Annotated in this window: 19 protein-coding genes and 1 riboswitch; of the genes, 13 read left to right on the top strand and 6 right to left on the bottom strand. The window is 60.3% G+C overall.

The window, feature by feature from the left end:
• The first annotated feature begins 29 nt into the window (after nt 1-29).
• A complete protein-coding gene (locus ACR0JN_RS07485) occupies nt 30-458 on the top strand; it encodes an FKBP-type peptidyl-prolyl cis-trans isomerase (RefSeq protein ID WP_480884961.1) in 429 nt (142 codons plus the stop codon).
• A gap of 33 nt (nt 459-491) precedes the next feature.
• Here ACR0JN_RS07485 and ACR0JN_RS07480 read toward each other — a convergent pair whose 3' ends face one another.
• Genes ACR0JN_RS07480 through fabA form a run of 4 tightly spaced genes read right to left on the bottom strand, consistent with a single transcriptional unit; the run spans nt 492 to nt 3,299 of the window.
• On the bottom strand, nt 492-671 hold the full coding sequence (locus ACR0JN_RS07480) for a hypothetical protein (RefSeq protein WP_480817129.1): 180 nt from the start codon (nt 669-671) through the stop codon (nt 492-494).
• A 59-nt stretch (nt 672-730) separates the two neighbouring features.
• Nucleotides 731-1,522: an enoyl-ACP reductase FabI gene (locus ACR0JN_RS07475; protein ID WP_480817130.1), complete on the bottom strand. Its 792-nt coding sequence runs from the start codon at nt 1,520-1,522 to the stop codon at nt 731-733.
• A gap of 5 nt (nt 1,523-1,527) precedes the next feature.
• A complete protein-coding gene (fabB, locus tag ACR0JN_RS07470) occupies nt 1,528-2,757 on the bottom strand; it encodes a beta-ketoacyl-ACP synthase I (RefSeq protein ID WP_480817131.1) in 1,230 nt (409 codons plus the stop codon).
• Nucleotides 2,758-2,789: 32 nt separating this feature from the next.
• Complete coding sequence (fabA, locus tag ACR0JN_RS07465; RefSeq protein ID WP_480817132.1) at nt 2,790-3,299, bottom strand: bifunctional 3-hydroxydecanoyl-ACP dehydratase/trans-2-decenoyl-ACP isomerase; 510 nt, start codon at nt 3,297-3,299, stop codon at nt 2,790-2,792.
• A gap of 188 nt (nt 3,300-3,487) precedes the next feature.
• Here fabA and irrA point away from each other — a divergent pair, with 188 nt between their 5' ends.
• Nucleotides 3,488-3,907: an iron response transcriptional regulator IrrA gene (gene irrA / locus ACR0JN_RS07460; RefSeq protein WP_480817133.1), complete on the top strand. Its 420-nt coding sequence runs from the start codon at nt 3,488-3,490 to the stop codon at nt 3,905-3,907.
• Here the strand turns inward: irrA and ACR0JN_RS07455 are convergent.
• Nucleotides 3,882-4,805 carry a LysR family transcriptional regulator gene (locus tag ACR0JN_RS07455; protein ID WP_480817134.1) on the bottom strand — a complete coding sequence of 308 codons (924 nt, stop codon included), beginning with the start codon at nt 4,803-4,805 and terminating at the stop codon, nt 3,882-3,884. The two genes, irrA and ACR0JN_RS07455, sit on opposite strands and share 26 nt — an antisense overlap.
• Nucleotides 4,806-4,891: 86 nt before the next feature.
• Here ACR0JN_RS07455 and ACR0JN_RS07450 point away from each other — a divergent pair, with 86 nt between their 5' ends.
• A complete protein-coding gene (locus ACR0JN_RS07450; RefSeq protein WP_480884960.1) occupies nt 4,892-5,689 on the top strand; it encodes a phytanoyl-CoA dioxygenase family protein in 798 nt (265 codons plus the stop codon).
• A gap of 72 nt (nt 5,690-5,761) precedes the next feature.
• Here the strand turns inward: ACR0JN_RS07450 and ACR0JN_RS07445 are convergent, their stop codons facing one another.
• The gene (locus ACR0JN_RS07445) at nt 5,762-6,625 is read right to left on the bottom strand and encodes a hypothetical protein (protein WP_480884959.1); all 864 of its coding nucleotides are present in this window, start codon (nt 6,623-6,625) and stop codon (nt 5,762-5,764) included.
• A 122-nt stretch (nt 6,626-6,747) separates the two neighbouring features.
• Between ACR0JN_RS07445 and miaB the strand changes: the two genes are divergently transcribed.
• The 10 genes from miaB to ACR0JN_RS07395 all read left to right on the top strand — a co-directional run bounded on the left by miaB (nt 6,748) and on the right by ACR0JN_RS07395 (nt 17,294).
• Complete coding sequence (gene miaB, locus ACR0JN_RS07440) at nt 6,748-8,067, top strand: tRNA (N6-isopentenyl adenosine(37)-C2)-methylthiotransferase MiaB (RefSeq protein ID WP_480884958.1); 1,320 nt, start codon at nt 6,748-6,750, stop codon at nt 8,065-8,067.
• Nucleotides 8,068-8,246: 179 nt separating this feature from the next.
• The gene (locus ACR0JN_RS07435) at nt 8,247-9,011 is read left to right on the top strand and encodes an outer membrane protein (RefSeq protein ID WP_480884957.1); all 765 of its coding nucleotides are present in this window, start codon (nt 8,247-8,249) and stop codon (nt 9,009-9,011) included.
• Nucleotides 9,012-9,149: 138 nt separating this feature from the next.
• Complete coding sequence (locus tag ACR0JN_RS07430; protein WP_480817139.1) at nt 9,150-10,172, top strand: PhoH family protein; 1,023 nt, start codon at nt 9,150-9,152, stop codon at nt 10,170-10,172.
• A gap of 36 nt (nt 10,173-10,208) precedes the next feature.
• Complete coding sequence (gene ybeY, locus ACR0JN_RS07425) at nt 10,209-10,703, top strand: rRNA maturation RNase YbeY (protein ID WP_480884956.1); 495 nt, start codon at nt 10,209-10,211, stop codon at nt 10,701-10,703.
• 36 nt (nt 10,704-10,739) lie between these two features.
• Nucleotides 10,740-11,627, top strand: coding sequence for a hemolysin family protein (locus tag ACR0JN_RS07420; protein WP_480817141.1), 888 nt, complete (start codon nt 10,740-10,742; stop codon nt 11,625-11,627).
• Nucleotides 11,624-13,123 (top strand): apolipoprotein N-acyltransferase, encoded by a 1,500-nt coding sequence (gene lnt, locus ACR0JN_RS07415; protein ID WP_480884955.1) that lies wholly within the window; start codon nt 11,624-11,626, stop codon nt 13,121-13,123. The genes ACR0JN_RS07420 and lnt overlap by 4 nt, the downstream gene beginning before the upstream one ends.
• Before the next feature lie 47 nt (nt 13,124-13,170).
• Nucleotides 13,171-13,219, top strand: a riboswitch (SAM-SAH riboswitch).
• 5 nt (nt 13,220-13,224) lie between these two features.
• Nucleotides 13,225-14,406, top strand: coding sequence for a methionine adenosyltransferase (gene metK / locus ACR0JN_RS07410; RefSeq protein ID WP_480884954.1), 1,182 nt, complete (start codon nt 13,225-13,227; stop codon nt 14,404-14,406).
• Between the two features lie 130 nt (nt 14,407-14,536).
• Nucleotides 14,537-15,247, top strand: a complete 711-nt coding sequence (gene trmB / locus ACR0JN_RS07405; protein WP_480884953.1) for a tRNA (guanosine(46)-N7)-methyltransferase TrmB — start codon at nt 14,537-14,539, stop codon at nt 15,245-15,247.
• 68 nt (nt 15,248-15,315) lie between these two features.
• On the top strand, nt 15,316-16,662 hold the full coding sequence (aroA, locus tag ACR0JN_RS07400; RefSeq protein WP_480884952.1) for a 3-phosphoshikimate 1-carboxyvinyltransferase: 1,347 nt from the start codon (nt 15,316-15,318) through the stop codon (nt 16,660-16,662).
• Nucleotides 16,659-17,294 (top strand): (d)CMP kinase, encoded by a 636-nt coding sequence (locus ACR0JN_RS07395; RefSeq protein WP_480884951.1) that lies wholly within the window; start codon nt 16,659-16,661, stop codon nt 17,292-17,294. The genes aroA and ACR0JN_RS07395 overlap by 4 nt, the downstream gene beginning before the upstream one ends.
• Nucleotide 17,295: the final 1 nt, after the last annotated feature.

Raw genomic sequence — 17,295 nt, 5'->3', positions numbered from 1 at the left:
TTCATTTCTTTTTGAGGCCGGAGGCCAGCATGAGCGAAATCAAACAGGGCGACACCGTTCGCATCCACTACACCGGCACGCTGTTGGACGGGCAGGTCTTTGACAGTTCCAACGGGCGAGACCCGCTGGAGTTTGTGGTGGGCTCGGGCCAGATCATCCCCGGCCTCGACAGCGCGATGCCCGGTCTGGCGGCGGGCGACAAGAAACGGGTCGAGATCGCCTGTGTCGACGCTTATGGTCCGATCAATCCGGGAATGCGGCAGGAGATTCCCCGCGAAGGCATCCCGGATGACATCCCGCTCGAGCCCGGTACGCAGCTGCAGATGCAGACTCCGGACGGTCAGACGTTGCCGGTCATGGTGGTCGAGGTGAACGACGCAACAGTAATGCTGGACGCCAACCATCCTTTGGCCGGGCAGGATTTGATTTTCGATATCGAAGTGGTCTCGATCAACTGAGGATCTGCCGGGTCGTCGCAGACGGCCCGCGCCTTACCCCAGTAAAGTATCGATTGCGGCCCGCACCTGCGGCTGCGTGTAGAACACAAACACCAGCAGCAGCGATGTCAGCGTCAGCAAAAGGATGCGCGCGCGGTGGCTGAGGAAACCCTGTTTACGCCGGGCTTGCGGCGCGCGGGGGCTGTTGGCCATGATTTGGTCTAGCTTGCTCATGCCCGTATTCCTGCCGCCGAAAGATGGTTAAATCTGGGCGGCGGCAGGGAAAGATGGGGTCACATGAAATCGGGCTGTGGCATTCCCAGCACATGGAAGCCGCCATCGACGCGAATGATTTCGCCCGACGTAAAGGCTCCGGCATCCGAGGCCAGATACACGGCGGTGCCGCCCACGGCCTCGAGCGTCGCGTTCGAGCGCATCGGCGCGTTCTGATCGCAGAACTTGTAGGTTCGGCGCGCGCCGCCGATGGCCGCACCGGCCAGCGTCTTCATCGGTCCGGGCGAGATCGCGTTGACGCGGATGCCGTCTGGGCCCAGATCGTTGGCCAGATAGCGGGTCGCCGATTCCAGCGCCGCCTTGGCCACGCCCATGACGTTGTAGTTGGGGACAACCCGGTTCGAGCCCGCATAGGTCAGCGTCAGCAGCGTGCCGCCATTGTCCTTCATCATCGGATAGGCACGGCGCGCCACCTCGATGAAGGAATAGGCCGAGACATCCAGCGAATGCTTGAAATTCGCGCGGGTGGTGTTCAGAAACCGGCCTGTCAGTTCGGACTTATCCGAATACGCAATCGCGTGTACGACAAAGTCGATGGTGGGCCAGCGTTCAGCCAATTCCCCAAACGCACGATCCAGCGAGGCGTCGTCGGTGACATCCGCATCCACCATGAAATCGCTGCCCAGGCTTTGTGCCAGCGGTTCCAGCCGCTTGCCAAACGCCTCACCCTGATAGGTAAAGGCCAGTTCCGCGCCCGCCTCGTGCATGGCTTTGGCAATACCCCAGGCAATCGAGCGGTCGTTGGCCACGCCCATGATGAGGCCGCGCTTACCCTTCATAACTTCCGACATCGTGTTCACCCGTTATATTTGGACAGGATCATGGATCCGTTGGTGCCACCAAAGCCGAAGCTGTTGGTCATCACGCTGTCCAGGCCTGCATTTTCAACCACCTGAGTGGCAATTTCACCGGGCAGGATGCCTTCGGCAAGTGTGTCGACATTGATCGACGGTGTAACGAAATCATTGTCCAGCATGAGCAGACAGAAGATCGCCTCAAGCGCGCCTGCTGCACCCTGCGCGTGGCCCGTCATCGACTTGGTCGACGAGATCGGAGGCACGTTGCCTTCGCCAAAGATGCGGCGGACGGCTTCAACCTCACCCACATCGCCAACCGGGGTCGAGGTGCCGTGGGCGTTGATATAGCCGACCTTGCGGCCTTCGGGCAGGGTGGATAGGGCCAAACGCATAGCGCGTTCGCCGCCTTCGCCGGACGGGGCCACCATGTCGTGACCGTCCGAGGTGGCGGCATAGCCGGTGACCTCGGCGTAGATCTTGGCCCCGCGCGCCAAGGCGTGGTCGAGGTCTTCCAGCACAACGATACCGCCGCCGCCGGAGATCACGAACCCATCGCGGTTTTCATCAAATGCGCGCGACGCTTTGTCGGGCGTGTCATTGTATTTCGACGACATCGCGCCCATCGCGTCGAAGAGGCACGAGAGCGTCCAGTCCAGTTCCTCTCCACCACCTGCGAACATCACGTCCTGTTTGCCCAGCATGATCTGTTCCGCCGCGTTGCCGATGCAGTGCAGCGAGGTCGAGCAGGCCGAGGTGATCGAATAGTTGATGCCCTTGATCTTGAAGGCAGTCGCGAGGTTGGCGGAAATCGTCGAGCACATGCATTTCGGCACCGCAAACGGCCCGATCCGCTTGGTCGCACCGCTTTTCAGAACGGTCTGATGCGCGGTCAGCATGGCGCTGGTCGACGGCCCGCCCGAGCCCGCGACCAGACCGGTGCGCGGGTTCACCACCTGATCCTCGGTCAAGCCGGAATCGGCGATCGCCTGATCCATCGCGATATGGGCATAGGCCGCACCGGGGCCCATGAAGCGCAGGGTGCGCTTGTCCACATGCTCTTTGACGTCAATCTTGAGCGTTCCGGCGATCTGGCTGCGAAAGCCGTGTTCGACCATTTGCTCGTTGGCCTCAATGCCGGACTTACCGGCTTTGAGCGAGGCCAGAACCTCTTGGGCATTGTTCCCGATGGAGGAGACGATCCCCAAACCGGTGACAACTACTCGACGCATATGCGTGCTCCTTCGTTTCGGGCCGGTCTGGCTCAGGCGTCAGACAGGACGACTTTCATGTCTTTGACGTCGTAAATCAATTCACCGTCCGCTTCGACAATACCATCTGCCACACCCATAGTCAGGCGGCGTGTCTGGATCGCCTTTTTGAAATCGATTTTATAAGTCAGCATCTTGCGGTCCGGGCGGACCATGCCGGTCAGTTTGACCTCGCCCACCCCAACGGCCATGCCGCGCCCCTGCCAGCCGCGCCAGCCCAGGTTAAAGCCGGTCAACTGCCACAGGCCATCAAGGCCCAGACAGCCGGGCATGATCGGGTTGCCGGGGAAGTGGCATTCGAAAAACCACAGGTCCGGGGTGATGTCGAACTCGGCCAGAATATGGCCTTTACCGTGTGCACCGCCATCGGCGGAAACTTGGGTGATCCGATCCATCATCAGCATCGGCGGGGCGGGTAACTGCGCGTTGCCGGGGCCGAATAATTCGCCGCGCGCGCATTTCAGCAGATCGTCCTTGTCAAAGCTGCTCGGGAATTGGGCCATTCTGCCGCCTCTCCTGCCAGGGGTCCGTTCGTTTAATCTGGCCTCGTCTAGCACCCGTTTGCAAGGGCCTGCAAGAGCAGCGCGCCACATCATGTTGTGCATACGACATTCTTTGCGAATGAATTTCATTTGAAATTCCCTGTTGGCCGCCCCTATATATATGGTCAGCAGCAACAGGTATCGGACCCATGACACCTCAGAGCCGGGACATCGCGACAGACTGGTTGGTCAATGCCGGATTACGCCCCACGCGTCAGCGGGTGGCCTTGGCCGAGCTTTTGGTGGGTGACGGTCGCCATCGGCACGTGACCGCAGAAAGCCTGTTCGACTCCGCCAAATCCAACGGCGACGCTGTTTCGCTGGCCACGGTCTATAACACCCTGCGCGCCTTTTGCGACGCCGGTGTGTTGCAGGAGATCACGGTGGATGGCTCCAAAAGCTATTTTGACACCAACACCCACGATCATCCGCATTTCTTCTGGGAAGATGAAGGTCGGTTGAGCGATGCTCCGTCCGAGGAGTTGGTGATCCAACGCCTGCCGGACGCGCCCGAAGGGGTCGAGATCGCATCGGTGGATGTGGTCATCCGTCTACGCCGGACGCAATAGCTCGTTCTGCAGTCAGGTTTACAATCAAAACACGCTCGGCCATGGCAAGCGTTGCGTCCGTTGGCCCTTTGCCGTGACGGGCGAGGACAATAGCTTCGGTCGCATCAGGATTGCTGATCGGCAATCGAACAAGTGGTTTGTTGTCATAGCTGAGGTCGCCAGGCGGGTTGGCGTAGCTGATCCCAACCCCTTCGCCATGCGCGGCGAGACTGCGTTGAATCTCCAGTGAGGCGGCTCTGTGGGCCACGCGGGGGCTCAGCCCGTTTAGGCGGAACAGGGCCAGTATATGCTGCGCCGACAGGCCTTCGTTGGACAGGATCAGGGGGTAGTCTTCCAGTTCCGACAAAGTGACCTGTTTGCGCTTTGCCAGCGCATGGTCGGGCGAAAGGATCGCGCCTGCGCGGTTCTCGAACAGGGTTGTTCGGGAAAACCCGGCATCCATTCCAAGATCATAGGTGATTGCGATGTCGAGCTGACCGTTGATCAGGTCGCTCAGCAGGCTCTCGAACGGTCCGACAGTGTAGGCGGTTGTCACATTGGGCAGTGACGCCTGCAGATGCCGAAGGGCCGAGGCCAGATGAAACGGGGCCAGATCGGTGAAGCAGCCGAGCCGCAGTTGCGTTAAGCCCTGTTCGGCCGTGTCCGATGCCTCGATTCGCGCGGCGGATGTCAGAACGTCTTCGGCCCGTTCGATGAACCTGCGGCCTTGCGGGGTCAACGCCATCGCAGCCCCGCGCCGACGGATAAACAGCGGATAGCCCAGATGCGATTCGACCCGCGTCAGCGCGGTCGACAAGGCAGGCTGCGAGACGTTCAGATGGTGCGAGGCCGCCGACAGGCTGCCATACCGCCCGATGGCGCAGACATATTCATACTGGCGCAGGGAAATATATAACATGAAGTTAATTATAGCTTTGCGAGATATGATTTGAACAGAAGGTATGATCCGGCGCAAACTGAGGCGGATACTTCAAGGAGAGCCCAATGCCACATCCGCTCGTTTCCCCGGACATGATCGACACTTATCAGACCGACGGTGTCGTCTTGGTTAAAGGTCTGTTTGCGGATCACGTGGATCAGTTGCGTGACGGGGTAGCGGCGAATATGGCCGATCCCGGGCCGTATGCTTCGGAAAACAAGAAACAGGGCGAAACCGGCCGATTTTTTGACGACTACTGCAACTGGACTCGCATCCCCCAGTTTCGTGAGGTGATTGAGGCGTCGCCCGCTGCCGAAGTTGCCGCGGATCTGATGCAGTCGCAGAGTGTGCAGATGTTTCACGACCATGTTCTGGTCAAAGAACCCGGCACATCCATGGCCACGCCCTGGCATCAGGACGGGCCGTATTACTTCGTCGAAGGCCAGCAAACGATTAGCTTCTGGTCCCCGCTGGACCCGGTGAAACAGGCCACTCTGCGATGTGTCGCAGGATCGCATCGCTGGGAGAAAGAGGTTCTGCCGACCCGCTGGGTGTCCGAGGAGGGGTTCTTTCCGGATGAAGGCCAGTACATCCCTGTTCCCGACCCCGATGCGGAAGGCATGAATGTTGTCGAGTTCGAAATGGAGCCTGGTGATGCGGTGGCGTTCAACTATCGCACCCTGCACGGCGCGCGGGGCAACCAGTCTGACAGTCGCCGGCGCGCGTTTTCTCTGCGTTTGGTCGGGGACGATGCGCGCTATGCTGAGCGTCCAGGTCGGACCTCACCGCCGTTTCCGGGGCATGACATGGTGCCGGGCCAGCGTCTGCGCGAGGATTGGTTTCCGGTTTTGTTGCGGCGGTGATTAGGGGGCGCTGCCCCCGTCGCGACAGGCCGCGACTCCCCCAGGGATATTTTTGGACAGATGAAGTGCGGATCAGAACCACTGGCCGGATTCGATCAGCCCCAAATCCAGCAACTGACGCGAGTTCCAGTCGAAGGGGATCGAGTTGCGCCAGCGGAAGGTCGGGATGTCGAAGGTGGAACCCGCGTTTCGTTTCAATGCCTTGGCCGCGCGGAATGAGCATATGGCCGCAGTCATGTTGTTATGCCACGGGCATGAATAAGTGTTGTATTCGGGCTCATTAAACGTGTGATCCGGCAGCAGGGTAAGGCCCTTTTGCGTTTTGAAAACGGCGATCCTGTCGATGCGGCGACGTTCATACGGAATGTGGTTTTCAAACCGCCAGCGCAGACCGCCAGACATATCAAGCTGCCGGTCCAGCGGCTGGCCCGAGGCATCGTGCCGCGTGTGGGCGTAATATCCGGTGCTGTCCAGCATAGCGTGATCGGGGGCCACGCCGTTCGGGAAGGTGGCCAGATCGTCTGCGTAGAGATCGACCACATGGCAGAGCATTGCGTTCCGCCGCTCCTCGCTATGAAACGCCAGAAATTCGCCGATACTGCGGGTCTCGCAAAACGGAAAGAACAGGTATTCGGCGTTGTAGCAGTAATACATCCAGAGGCCGGGGGCCGAGGCGATGATCCGGTTGATCGTCTCAAACACAACTGATCGCGGCACGCATTTCAGGGTGACGCGGTGGATCTGGCCTTCAAGTGCGGGGTCTAGGCCAAACTCTTCGGGCATAAACGCGATCACCGATTTGAAGCCGAGCTTCAGGTGGTGGCGCAGGGTGCCTTCGACCTCGGTCTCATCCTCAGAGAAAATCAGCGCGACGGGGCCCTTTGCCAGTGCGGCAAGGCCTGCGTTCAGAAAATGGTCGGGGGATTCGTATTGCATCGCCTGTTATCGGTGCCGCCTTGCTGGAAACTGCCGCCAAATTCGGGTAATTGCGCCACCATTGCAAGCGGCGTTCGTTGCATATAGATGACGCCGATCCAGCGAATGCAAAGGCCCGCCCAATGTCCGAACCGAAGAAGCTGTTTATCAAGACCTATGGCTGTCAGATGAATGTCTATGACAGCGAGCGGATGGCCGAAGCGCTGGGCGGGCAGGGCTATGTGGAAACCAAATCCGCCGATGATGCGGACATGATTCTGCTGAACACCTGTCATATTCGGGAAAAGGCGGCGGAGAAGGTCTATTCCGAACTCGGCCGTTTCAAAGGTCTGAAAGCCGAAAAGCCCGATCTGAAGATCGGCGTTGCGGGCTGTGTGGCGCAGGCCGAGGGTGAAGAGATCATGCGCAGGCAGCCTCTGGTCGATCTGGTGGTGGGGCCGCAAAGCTATCATCGCCTGCCCGAGATGGAGGCCAAGACCCGTTCGGGTGAAAAGGCGCTGGATACCGATTTCCCGGAAGAGGATAAGTTCGAGAAGCTGAAGAACCGGCCCAAGGCCAAGCGCGGCCCGACCGCGTTCCTGACCGTGCAGGAAGGGTGTGACAAGTTCTGTGCCTTCTGTGTTGTGCCCTATACGCGAGGGGCCGAGGTCAGCCGCCCGGCGGATCGTATCATCCGCGAGGCACAGGATCTGGTCGAACGCGGCGTGCGCGAGATCACTCTGCTGGGCCAGAACGTAAACGCCTATCACGGGGCAGGGCCGAACGGTGACATGACGCTGGCCGGTCTGATCTGGGCGTTGAACAAGGTGGACGGGCTGGAACGTATCCGCTTTACCACCTCGCACCCCAACGACATGGCCGATGATCTGATCGAGGCGCACGGGACTTGCGAAAAGCTGATGCCTTACCTGCATTTGCCGGTTCAGTCGGGCTCGGACAAAATCCTGAAAAGGATGAACCGCAGTCACACGGCGGAGAGCTATCTGCGCCTAATTGAACGCATCCGTGCGGCGCGCGCCGACATTGTCATGTCGGGCGATTTCATTGTCGGCTTTCCCGAGGAAACCGAAGAAGATTTTCAGGCCACGCTGGATTTGGTCGAGCAGGTCAAATACGGCTATGCCTACTCCTTCAAATACTCGACGCGTCCGGGAACCCCGGCGGCCGAGCGGGCGCAGGTTGATCCCGCAGCGGCAGATGACCGCCTGCAGCGTCTGCAGGCTTTGATCACCCGACATCAAAGGGAAATTCAGGACGCGATGGTGGGCCGCACTGTCAAGGTTCTGTTTGAAAAACCGGGTCGTTTGCCAGGGCAAATGGTTGGAAAATCGGAATATCTGCACTCGGTCCATGTTGCTGGTCCGGACATCGCAACAGGTGACCTGAAACAGGTTCGGATTGTCGAATCCGGCGCAAACTCCTTGGCGGGTGAACTGATTTAATCCCGCCTTTAGCTGCGCTTCAGATACCATCGTTGGTGTTTGTTTCTGAAATTTACCCTTGATTTATCCTTTGGAACTATGTTCCGAGGGGAGCCAGTCTTATTCCGGGTGTGGTTTTACGCCTTTGGGGTTTCAGTCTGCGCTGATCCGACTTGGGGTGAAAGCGATGGAGGGTGCGAGTGACAATTGTGGAAAGACTCAGTTTGTCGAAGTTCCGGCGCGCGGTGCCAGCGGCCTCGGTCATGACTTTCTTTGCAAGCGCCACCATAGCCGGAGACCTGAAAGGCACCATTCAGGACCCCGAAGTGGTCAGCCCCAACCGGATCGGCAGCGACGTGAGCGCCTTTTATCTTGGGGTAAGCGGGGCTTACGGCCTGGGTGGTGATGATCGTTTTGGACTGACCACACCGGGTGGAACCTTTGCGATTGGCGAACAGGACCTGACAGGGAACTACGGCGGCATTCGCGGCGGCTGGCGCGGAATTCTGCCGTTTTTTGGCGGGCGCGATTATGTTTATGGCGTTGAGGTCGGGTATGATTTCGGATCGCTTGAGGATGACGTGTCAACTCAGGTCAGCGGAATCCCAGTGCAGGGTGGGTCTCGGGTCTCGGACGTGCTGTCGCTTCGGTTGCGCAGCGGCTTCACGAATCGCAGCAAGAGCATCCTTTACTTCGCGACCATCGGCTATGTGCACGGGGATGTGGAAACAACCAACAGCTTCGGGTCGGGTCCCACCTTTCAGGCGTTCCGCGATACCGACACCCGCAACGGATTTTCGGCCAGCATCGGGGCCGAACACCGGCTGAACGAAAACTGGTCGATCACGGGCGAATACGAGTACGTGCAATTCGAGTCCGAGGTAATTCAGTTCGAATCAGGCTTTTCGACCAAGTCCACGCCAAACTATCGGGGCTTGCGTTTCGGGCTGAACTACACGTTCTGATCAATCCCCGGAAAGGACAAGGTTTCCGGCACCTGTTGTCCGATTTGTCGTCTACACCAGATTTTTTAAAACTGTGCCTTGCGCCCACCAAGTTTTGTTGTCTACGCTCAAGATGAAACGCCAAGACAGGAGAACGGATTGGCCATCGGTGCCCTGACCCCACCGCAAGACGAGATGCCGCAACAAGAGGCATTTGTAGAGTTTCCCGACAACCGACTGTTGATTGATCTTTGCGGCGAATACGACCGCAATCTGGCCGAGATCGAACAAAAGCTTTCTGTTCAGATCATTCGCCGGGGCAATCAACTGGTGGTGATGGGGGAAGAACACGCCCAGAAACAGGCGATTGATGTTCTGCAGGCCCTTTACACCCGTCTGGAAGGCGGCCGCGAGGTTGAGGCCGCGGATGTCGACCGCGAACTTCGGATGGGTGATTCCGAGAAGGGAACTGGCAGCCGCGACGGCGACCAGCTTGAGATGTTCAAGGGCGGCACGGTCGAGATCAAGACCCGCAAGAAGCTTGTTGAGCCCCGCACGGATGCGCAAAAAGCCTATGTGCAGTCGCTGTTCAACAACGAACTGGCCTTTGGCATCGGCCCGGCTGGGACCGGCAAAACTTATCTGGCGGTGGCCGTTGGGGTCTCGATGTTCATCGGCGGGCATGTGGACCGGATCATCCTCAGCCGTCCGGCGGTCGAGGCTGGTGAGAAGCTGGGCTATCTGCCGGGCGACATGAAGGACAAGGTCGATCCTTACATGCAGCCGCTCTACGATGCGCTGAATGATTTTCTGCCGGGCAAGCAACTCGCCAAGCTGATTGAAGAAAAACGCATCGAAATTGCTCCGCTAGCCTTTATGCGGGGGCGGACATTGGCCAATGCCTTTGTGGTGCTGGATGAAGCGCAGAATGCCACCACCATGCAGATGAAGATGTTCCTGACCCGCCTGGGCGAGGGCAGTCGCATGGTGATCACCGGCGACCGGTCTCAGGTCGATCTGCCGCGTGGTGTTCAGTCGGGGCTGGCTGATGCTGAGCGGTTGCTGAAAACCATCCCCAACATCAGTTTCAACTACTTCACTTCGAAAGATGTGGTGCGCCACCCGCTTGTCGCCGCCATCATCGAAGCGTATGAGGCCGACTCGGGCCGCGAAACAGGTTGATTTCCGGGCCCGCACTTGGGGTTTTGGAATGGCGTCATGAATTTGGAGTTAACTGTCGACGACCCACGCTGGGCGGGGTTGGAACCCCTGTGCCAAAAGGCGATCAGCGCCGTGTTGCAACATTGCGGGCTGGATCCGGACCTGTGCGAGGTCAGCGTTTTAGGCTGCGACGATACCCGCATCGCAGACCTGAATGCCGACTTCCGCGCCAAAGCCACGGCGACGAACGTGCTCAGTTGGCCTGCCGAGGACCTGGCTCCGGAAATGGCCGGACATGTGCCAGAGCTACCGGAACCGGATTTCACCGGCGAAATTCCCTTGGGCGACATCGCGATTGCCTATGAAACCTGCGCGCGCGAGGCCGCGGAGGCGGGCAAGGACATGGACGATCACGTGACCCATTTGCTCGTTCACGGAACGTTGCATCTGTTGGGTTATGATCACATCCGCGACCCCGACGCCACGCTGATGGAGGCGGTCGAGGTCAAGATACTTGGCAAAATGGGTATTGATGACCCATATAGGTTATGAAGCGGGTTATCTCACCCGATCAATTGGAACAGGAAAATGGGCGATACAGACGGCAGTTCTAGGGCGGCGCACAGCGCGCAACCACAGGACGGCAATGACGACATAGAAGAGAAAAGCGGTTTCTTTTCCCGAATTTTTGATGCGTTCTCGGGCTCGGACGACGACCAGACCGGGCTGACCAATGGGCACGATGCCATAAGCGTACAGCCGCGCGGCATGATCAACCTGCGCCGCATGCGGGTCGAGGATGTCGCGATCCCGACCGCGGAAATCGTATCGGTGCCGTCGACGGTCGCAAAGGATGAACTGGTCCAGCTGTTCCGCGAAAGCGGCCTGTCGCGTGTTCCGGTTTATGAGGGCACGCTGGACACGCCTCTGGGCTTTGTTCACCTTAAGGATTTTGCTCTGACACATGGGTTCAATGGTGGATCGACCGAGTTCGACCTGGTGCCTATGCTGCGCACCTTGCTGTTCGTGCCGCCCTCGATGCCGATTGGCGTTCTGCTGACCAAGATGCAGACCGAGCGTCGGCATATGGCCTTGGTGATCGACGAATACGGTGGTGTGGACGGTCTGCTGACCATCGAAGACCTGATTGAACAAGTCGTGGGCGAGATTGCCGACGAACACGACGCCGATGAAGATCAGCTTTGGGTGCAGGAAAAACCGGGATGCTACGTGGTTCAGGCCCGTGTCCCGCTTGAGGATTTCGAGGCCGAGATCGGGCGCTCTCTGACCAGCCACGAAGATGTGGACGAAGAAGAGATCGACACGCTGGGCGGTCTGGTCTTCATGTTGTCCGGTCGCGTTCCCGCGCGGGGTGAGGTTGTCTGCCATCCCGAAGGGGCCGAGTTTGAAGTGATTGACGCCGACCCGCGCCGGATCAAGCGGTTGCGCGTCATGCTGCCGGATATCGCTGCATGAACCCTGCCCGGGGCCGGCCTTTTGGCCTGAGGCTTGTCGTGGCGGCGCTGCTGGGCGCGCTCGGCGCGTTTGGTCTGGCCCCGTTCGGGTATTGGGCGGCAACTCTGGTGGCCCTGATTCTGATCGCGCCTCTGTTCTTAGTCAGCGAAACGCGTGCGCGGGCGGCTTGGGTCGGGTGGTTCTTTGCGACCGGGTATTTCGCCCACGCCCTGAGCTGGATCATCGAACCGTTTCAGGTCGATGCTGAGCGGAACGCGTGGATGGCCCCTTTTGCGCTGGTTTTTATGGCAGGCGGGTTGGCTTTGTTTTGGGGTTTGGCCTTTTGGCTGGCTCGGAGGCCGAAGGCACCGCCAGTTCTTCAAGCCGCGTTTTTGGCGATAACGTTGTCCTTGGCCGAGTTCGCCCGGGGCTACGTCCTGACTGGCTTTCCGTGGGCCGGGCTGGCGCAGGTATGGGTGAACTCGCCGGTCGCTCAGCTGCTGTCGCTCGTGGGGCCCTATGGCTTGGGCGCATTGACCCTGGGTGTGACCCTGCCTTTGGGCGCAGTTTTGTCCGAAAGCGCAGGTGCAAAAGCCAGGATCGGCTCCATCGCTTTTTCTTTGGGCGCTGCGATTCTGGCCTTAGTCTACGCCGCATCCCGCCCGCCAGTTGTCGAAGGTGATCATATCGTCCGTCTGGTGCAGCCCAACGCGCCGCAGCACCAGAAATGGCACCCGGATTATGCCCCGCTGTTTTTTGCGCGGCAGATCGAATTCACCGCTGCCCAGCCCAGACCCGATCTGATCGTCTGGCCCGAGACTTCTGTCCCCGCATGGTTGGGAAGCGCCCAGCCATATCTCGAGGCCATTGCAGAAGCCGCGCAGGGCACGCCGGTGATGCTGGGTATCCAGCGGGCCGAGGGGCCGCGCATTTATAACTCAATGGTCTATCTGGATCAGACGGGCCAGCAGCAGGCCGTGTACGACAAGCACCATCTGGCCCCTTTTGGCGAATACGTGCCGCTAGGCAACCTGATGGCCCGGTTCGGAGTTTTCGGCCTAGCCGCGACCACCGGGAACGGGTTCAGCGCCGGGCCGGGGCCCGAGTTGATTGACGCAGGTGAATTGGGTCGGGCCTTGCCCCTGATCTGCTACGAGGCCGTGTTCACGCAGGACGTAAACGGTGCCCCCGAGCGCGCCGATTTTCTGGTGCAGATCACCAATGATGCCTGGTTCGGAACCCGGTCGGGCCCGTATCAGCATCTGGCACAGGCGCAGATGCGGGCGATCGAACAGGGCGTGCCGATGATGCGCTCGGCCAATACCGGGGTTTCGGCCATGATCGACCCGCTGGGGCGGATTACAGCCCAATTGCCATTGGGGCAGGCGGGCTATGTGGATGCCACGCTCTCTCTGCCGCAGACCGCGACACTTTATTCGCGCACGGGGGACAGTCCGGTTTTCATAGTCCTACTGGCCCTGTTTGCGATGCTCTGGCGCACCACCCGACGGGCGTAGCGCATTTACCGATTGACCCTGCCCCACTCTGCGCGTATCCGGGCCTATGCCTGTCACAACGGCTTCCTGGCGTGGCAGAGAAATCTTAATGGAGCACATTTATGTCCCGACAGAACTACATTTTTACCTCGGAATCGGTTTCCGAGGGCCACCCGGATAAGGTCTGTGATCGTATTTCCGATGCCGTACTCGACGCGTTTCTGAGCGAGGAGCCCGAAGCACGCGTGGCGTGCGAAACCTTTGCCACGACCGACCGGGTCGTGATCGGGGGCGAGGTCGGTCTGTCGGATCAGGAAAAGCTGCACGACTACATGGGGCGCATCGACGAGATCACGCGCGCCTGCATCAAGGATATCGGCTACGAGCAGGACAAGTTTCACCACCAGACGGTCGAGGTGACGAACCTGCTGCACGAGCAATCCGCCCATATCGCGCAGGGTGTAGATGCGTCGGATGACAAGGACGAAGGCGCCGGTGATCAGGGTATCATGTTCGGCTACGCAACCACCGAAACGCCCGCGTTGATGCCCGCGCCGATCCAGTATTCTCACGCGATCCTGCGCCGTCTGGCCGAGGTCCGAAAGAACGGAACAGAACCGGCTTTGGGTCCGGACGCAAAGTCTCAGCTTTCGGTGATCTATCGCGATGGCAAGCCGGTGGGCGTCAGTTCGATCGTTCTGTCGACCCAGCATCTGGATGAGGCGCTGACATCAGACGACATCCGCGCCATTGTCGAGCCCTATATCTCTGAGACTCTGCCCGACGGGTGGTTGTCGGCGGAAACCGAATGGCACGTGAACCCGACCGGCAAATTCGTGATCGGCGGCCCGGATGGCGATGCCGGTCTGACCGGGCGCAAGATCATCGTGGACACCTATGGCGGTGCCGCGCCCCATGGCGGCGGTGCGTTCTCGGGTAAAGACCCGACCAAAGTGGACCGCTCGGCGGCCTATGCTGCGCGCTATCTGGCGAAGAATGTTGTTGCCGCGGGCATGGCGGAACGCTGCACCATCCAGTTGAGCTATGCGATTGGTGTCTCGAAGCCGCTTTCGATCTATGCTGAAACCCATGGCACCGGTCAGGTCGCGGATGCGGCCATCGAAAAGGCCGTCGGGCAGGTGATGGACCTGACCCCGCGCGGCATTCGCGAGCATCTGCAACTGAACAAGCCTATCTACCAGCGCACCGCCGCTTATGGCCATTTTGGCCGAGAACCGGATGCGGACGGCGGCTTTAGCTGGGAACGAACGGATCTGACGAACGCGCTGAAAAAAGCCGTTTGACAGAGGTGATCCAAAGGTGCGCCCTGACGGGCGCGCTCTTCTTCTGTTGAAAAACACCTCGGGGGTGTGGGGGCTGGCCCCCACCTCCTACCCCTTGCCACAGGCCCAGCGTCACAGTATGGGCACCGGCATGACCACCGAGACACCACAACGCCCGCGCAGAAACTTCTATGGCCGGTTCAAGGGCAAGACCCTCAAGCCCAGCCAGAGGGCCTATTTGAATGAAGACCTCGCCGCGTTGTCGCCCGGTGACGTGGACTGGGACAGCAACCCCGAACGCCTGCCGCTGGATTTGGATGGTTTGTTCGGTGGCAAGCCGGTGTGGCTTGAAATCGGCTTTGGCGGTGGCGAGCATCTGGTGCACCAGGCCGAAAGCAACCCTGATATCGGTATTATCGGGGCCGAGCCTTACATTAACGGCGTTGCCATGCTGTTGGGTAAAATCCGCCGCGCGGGGGTTGAGAATCTGGCCGTACATCCCGGCGATGCGCGGGACCTGTTCGATGTTCTGCCCGATGCCAGCATCTCGCGCGCTTTCCTGCTCTACCCCGACCCATGGCCCAAAAAGCGTCACCACCGCCGTCGGTTTGTGACGAGGGAACATCTGGAACCTCTGGCGCGGGTCCTGAAACCGGGGTCGATTTTCCGGGTGGCCACCGACATCCCCGATTACGTCCGCCAAACGCTGGAAGAAGTTCCGCAGGCTGGCTTCGAATGGCTGGCCGAGCGCCCCGCCGACTGGCGCGAGCCGTGGGATGACTGGATTTCCACCCGCTACGAACAAAAGGCCCTGCGCGAAGGGCGCACGCCGCATTACCTGACCTTCCGCCGCACCGGCTGATTGCGGCTGGACCAACCGGCCCCAATTCGCTAATCCGCCCTGAACTGATAGCGAAAACAGGAGCCCCCATGTCCGGACACGGCACGCCCATCCCGATGACCTCGCATCCTTGCGGCCCGCTGACCGGCACGGCAGAGGTGCCGGGCGACAAGTCCATCTCGCACCGGTCGCTGATTCTGGGCGCGATGGCGGTGGGTGAGACGAGAATTTCGGGCCTGCTGGAAGGTGAGGATGTGCTGGACACCGCCAAGGCCATGCGCGCCTTTGGGGCCGAGGTCACCGATCATGGTGGCGGAAAATGGACGGTGCACGGTGTCGGCGTTGGTGGCTTTGCCGAGCCTGATCAAGTGATCGACTGCGGAAACTCGGGGACCGGCGTGCGGTTGATCATGGGTGCGATGGCGACTTGCCCGATCACGGCGACCTTTACTGGCGATGCCAGTCTGAACAAGCGCCCGATGGCGCGTGTGACCGATCCGCTTGCTCTATTCGGGGCGCAGGCGGTGGGCCGCGAGGGCGGGCGGTTGCCGATGACCATCGTCGGCGCGGCGGACCCGGTTCCGGTGCGGTACGAGGTGCCCGTACCCTCGGCGCAGGTTAAATCTGCCGTGCTGCTGGCCGGTCTGAATGCCCCCGGCAAGACCGTTGTCATTGAGAAAGAAGCAACCCGCGATCATTCCGAACGGATGCTGGCCGGTTTCGGCGCGGAAATCACAGTTGAGGACACCGATGAGGGCCGCGTCATCACTCTGACCGGTCAACCCGAGTTGAAGCCGCAGGTCATCGCAGTTCCGCGCGACCCGTCCAGCGCGGCTTTCCCGGTTTGTGCGGCGCTGATCACGCCTGGATCGGATGTGCTGGTGCCCGGAATCGGTCTGAACCCGACCCGTGCGGGTCTGTTCACCACGCTGCGCGAGATGGGGGCCGACCTGACCTATGAGAACGAGCGCGAAGAGGGCGGTGAACCGGTGGCCGATCTGCGCGCGAAGTATTCGCCCAACATGAAGGGGATCACCGTGCCGCCGGACCGCGCCGCGTCGATGATCGACGAATATCCGGTTCTGTCCGTCGTTGCGGCCAATGCCACCGGCACCACGATGATGGGCGGGGTGAAAGAGCTGCGCGTCAAGGAAAGCGACCGGATCGACGCGATGGCGCGCGGGCTGCGCGCAAACGGCGTGACGGTGGACGAGGGCGAGGATTGGTGGTCGGTCGATGGCCTTGGTATCGGCGGTGTGCCCGGTGGTGGAACCTGCGAAAGCTTTCTGGACCACCGCATTGCCATGTCGTTCATGGTGATGGGGATGGGCGCGAAAACCCCGGTCTCGGTCGATGACGGTGGTCCGATTGCGACCTCTTTCCCGATCTTCGAGCCCCTGATGGCGTCACTGGGCGCAAAGGTCGAACGCACGTGAGCTTTACGGTTGCCATCGATGGCCCGGCTGCGGCGGGCAAGGGCACGATCTCAAAGGGCGTTGCCGCGCATTTTGGCTTTGCCCATCTGGACACCGGGCTGCTTTACCGGGCAGTCGGGCGACGTACGCTGAACGGAGCTGATGCGGTCGAGGCCGCGCAGTCCCTGACGGCGGAGGAATTGGAGCAAGGCGACCTGCGCACGGCTGAGATCGCTCAGGCGGCATCCCGGGTTGCCGTCGTCCCCGAGGTGCGCGCGGCACTGGTGGATTTTCAACGCAGCTTTGCCCGACGGGCAGGAGGGGCCGTTCTGGACGGTCGCGACATCGGCACCGTGATCTGCCCGGCGGCCGAGGTAAAGCTATTCGTCACCGCCAGCGCCGAAGTTAGGGCGGAACGGCGGTTTCTGGAACTCAGCGCGAAAGGCGGGGATGTCACGCGTGATCAGGTTCTGGCCGACGTGCGTGAGCGCGATGCGCGTGATGCCGAACGCAGTACCGCGCCGATGAAACCGGCGGAGGATGCCGTGTTGCTGGACACCTCGGACCTGAACATTGACGACGCGCTGGCCACGGCGATTTCGATCATCGAAAAGCAATACCCGCGACGCCGTGACGCCGCGGGTACCCGGTGAA

This window comes from Ruegeria sp. G12, from assembly GCF_056533565.1.
Note: the sequence above shows the minus strand (reverse complement) of the source record. Positions and strands in the feature narration are given on the sequence as shown.

Excerpts from the sequence above, each read along its gene's own strand:
- ACR0JN_RS07485 (WP_480884961.1), top strand. The coding sequence starts at position 30 with ATGAGCGAAATCAAACAGGGCGACACCGTTCGCATCCACTACACCGGC.
- ACR0JN_RS07480 (WP_480817129.1), bottom strand. The coding sequence starts at position 671 with ATGAGCAAGCTAGACCAAATCATGGCCAACAGCCCCCGCGCGCCGCAA.
- ACR0JN_RS07455 (WP_480817134.1), bottom strand. The coding sequence starts at position 4,805 with ATGTTATATATTTCCCTGCGCCAGTATGAATATGTCTGCGCCATCGGG.
- ACR0JN_RS07450 (WP_480884960.1), top strand. The coding sequence starts at position 4,892 with ATGCCACATCCGCTCGTTTCCCCGGACATGATCGACACTTATCAGACC.
- aroA (WP_480884952.1), top strand. The coding sequence starts at position 15,316 with ATGTCCGGACACGGCACGCCCATCCCGATGACCTCGCATCCTTGCGGC.
- irrA (WP_480817133.1), top strand. The coding sequence starts at position 3,488 with ATGACACCTCAGAGCCGGGACATCGCGACAGACTGGTTGGTCAATGCC.
- lnt (WP_480884955.1), top strand. The coding sequence starts at position 11,624 with ATGAACCCTGCCCGGGGCCGGCCTTTTGGCCTGAGGCTTGTCGTGGCG.
- trmB (WP_480884953.1), top strand. The coding sequence starts at position 14,537 with ATGACCACCGAGACACCACAACGCCCGCGCAGAAACTTCTATGGCCGG.
- ACR0JN_RS07420 (WP_480817141.1), top strand. The coding sequence starts at position 10,740 with ATGGGCGATACAGACGGCAGTTCTAGGGCGGCGCACAGCGCGCAACCA.
- miaB (WP_480884958.1), top strand. The coding sequence starts at position 6,748 with ATGTCCGAACCGAAGAAGCTGTTTATCAAGACCTATGGCTGTCAGATG.
- fabA (WP_480817132.1), bottom strand. The coding sequence starts at position 3,299 with ATGGCCCAATTCCCGAGCAGCTTTGACAAGGACGATCTGCTGAAATGC.
- ybeY (WP_480884956.1), top strand. The coding sequence starts at position 10,209 with ATGAATTTGGAGTTAACTGTCGACGACCCACGCTGGGCGGGGTTGGAA.
- fabB (WP_480817131.1), bottom strand. The coding sequence starts at position 2,757 with ATGCGTCGAGTAGTTGTCACCGGTTTGGGGATCGTCTCCTCCATCGGG.
- metK (WP_480884954.1), top strand. The coding sequence starts at position 13,225 with ATGTCCCGACAGAACTACATTTTTACCTCGGAATCGGTTTCCGAGGGC.
- ACR0JN_RS07445 (WP_480884959.1), bottom strand. The coding sequence starts at position 6,625 with ATGCAATACGAATCCCCCGACCATTTTCTGAACGCAGGCCTTGCCGCA.
- ACR0JN_RS07475 (WP_480817130.1), bottom strand. The coding sequence starts at position 1,522 with ATGTCGGAAGTTATGAAGGGTAAGCGCGGCCTCATCATGGGCGTGGCC.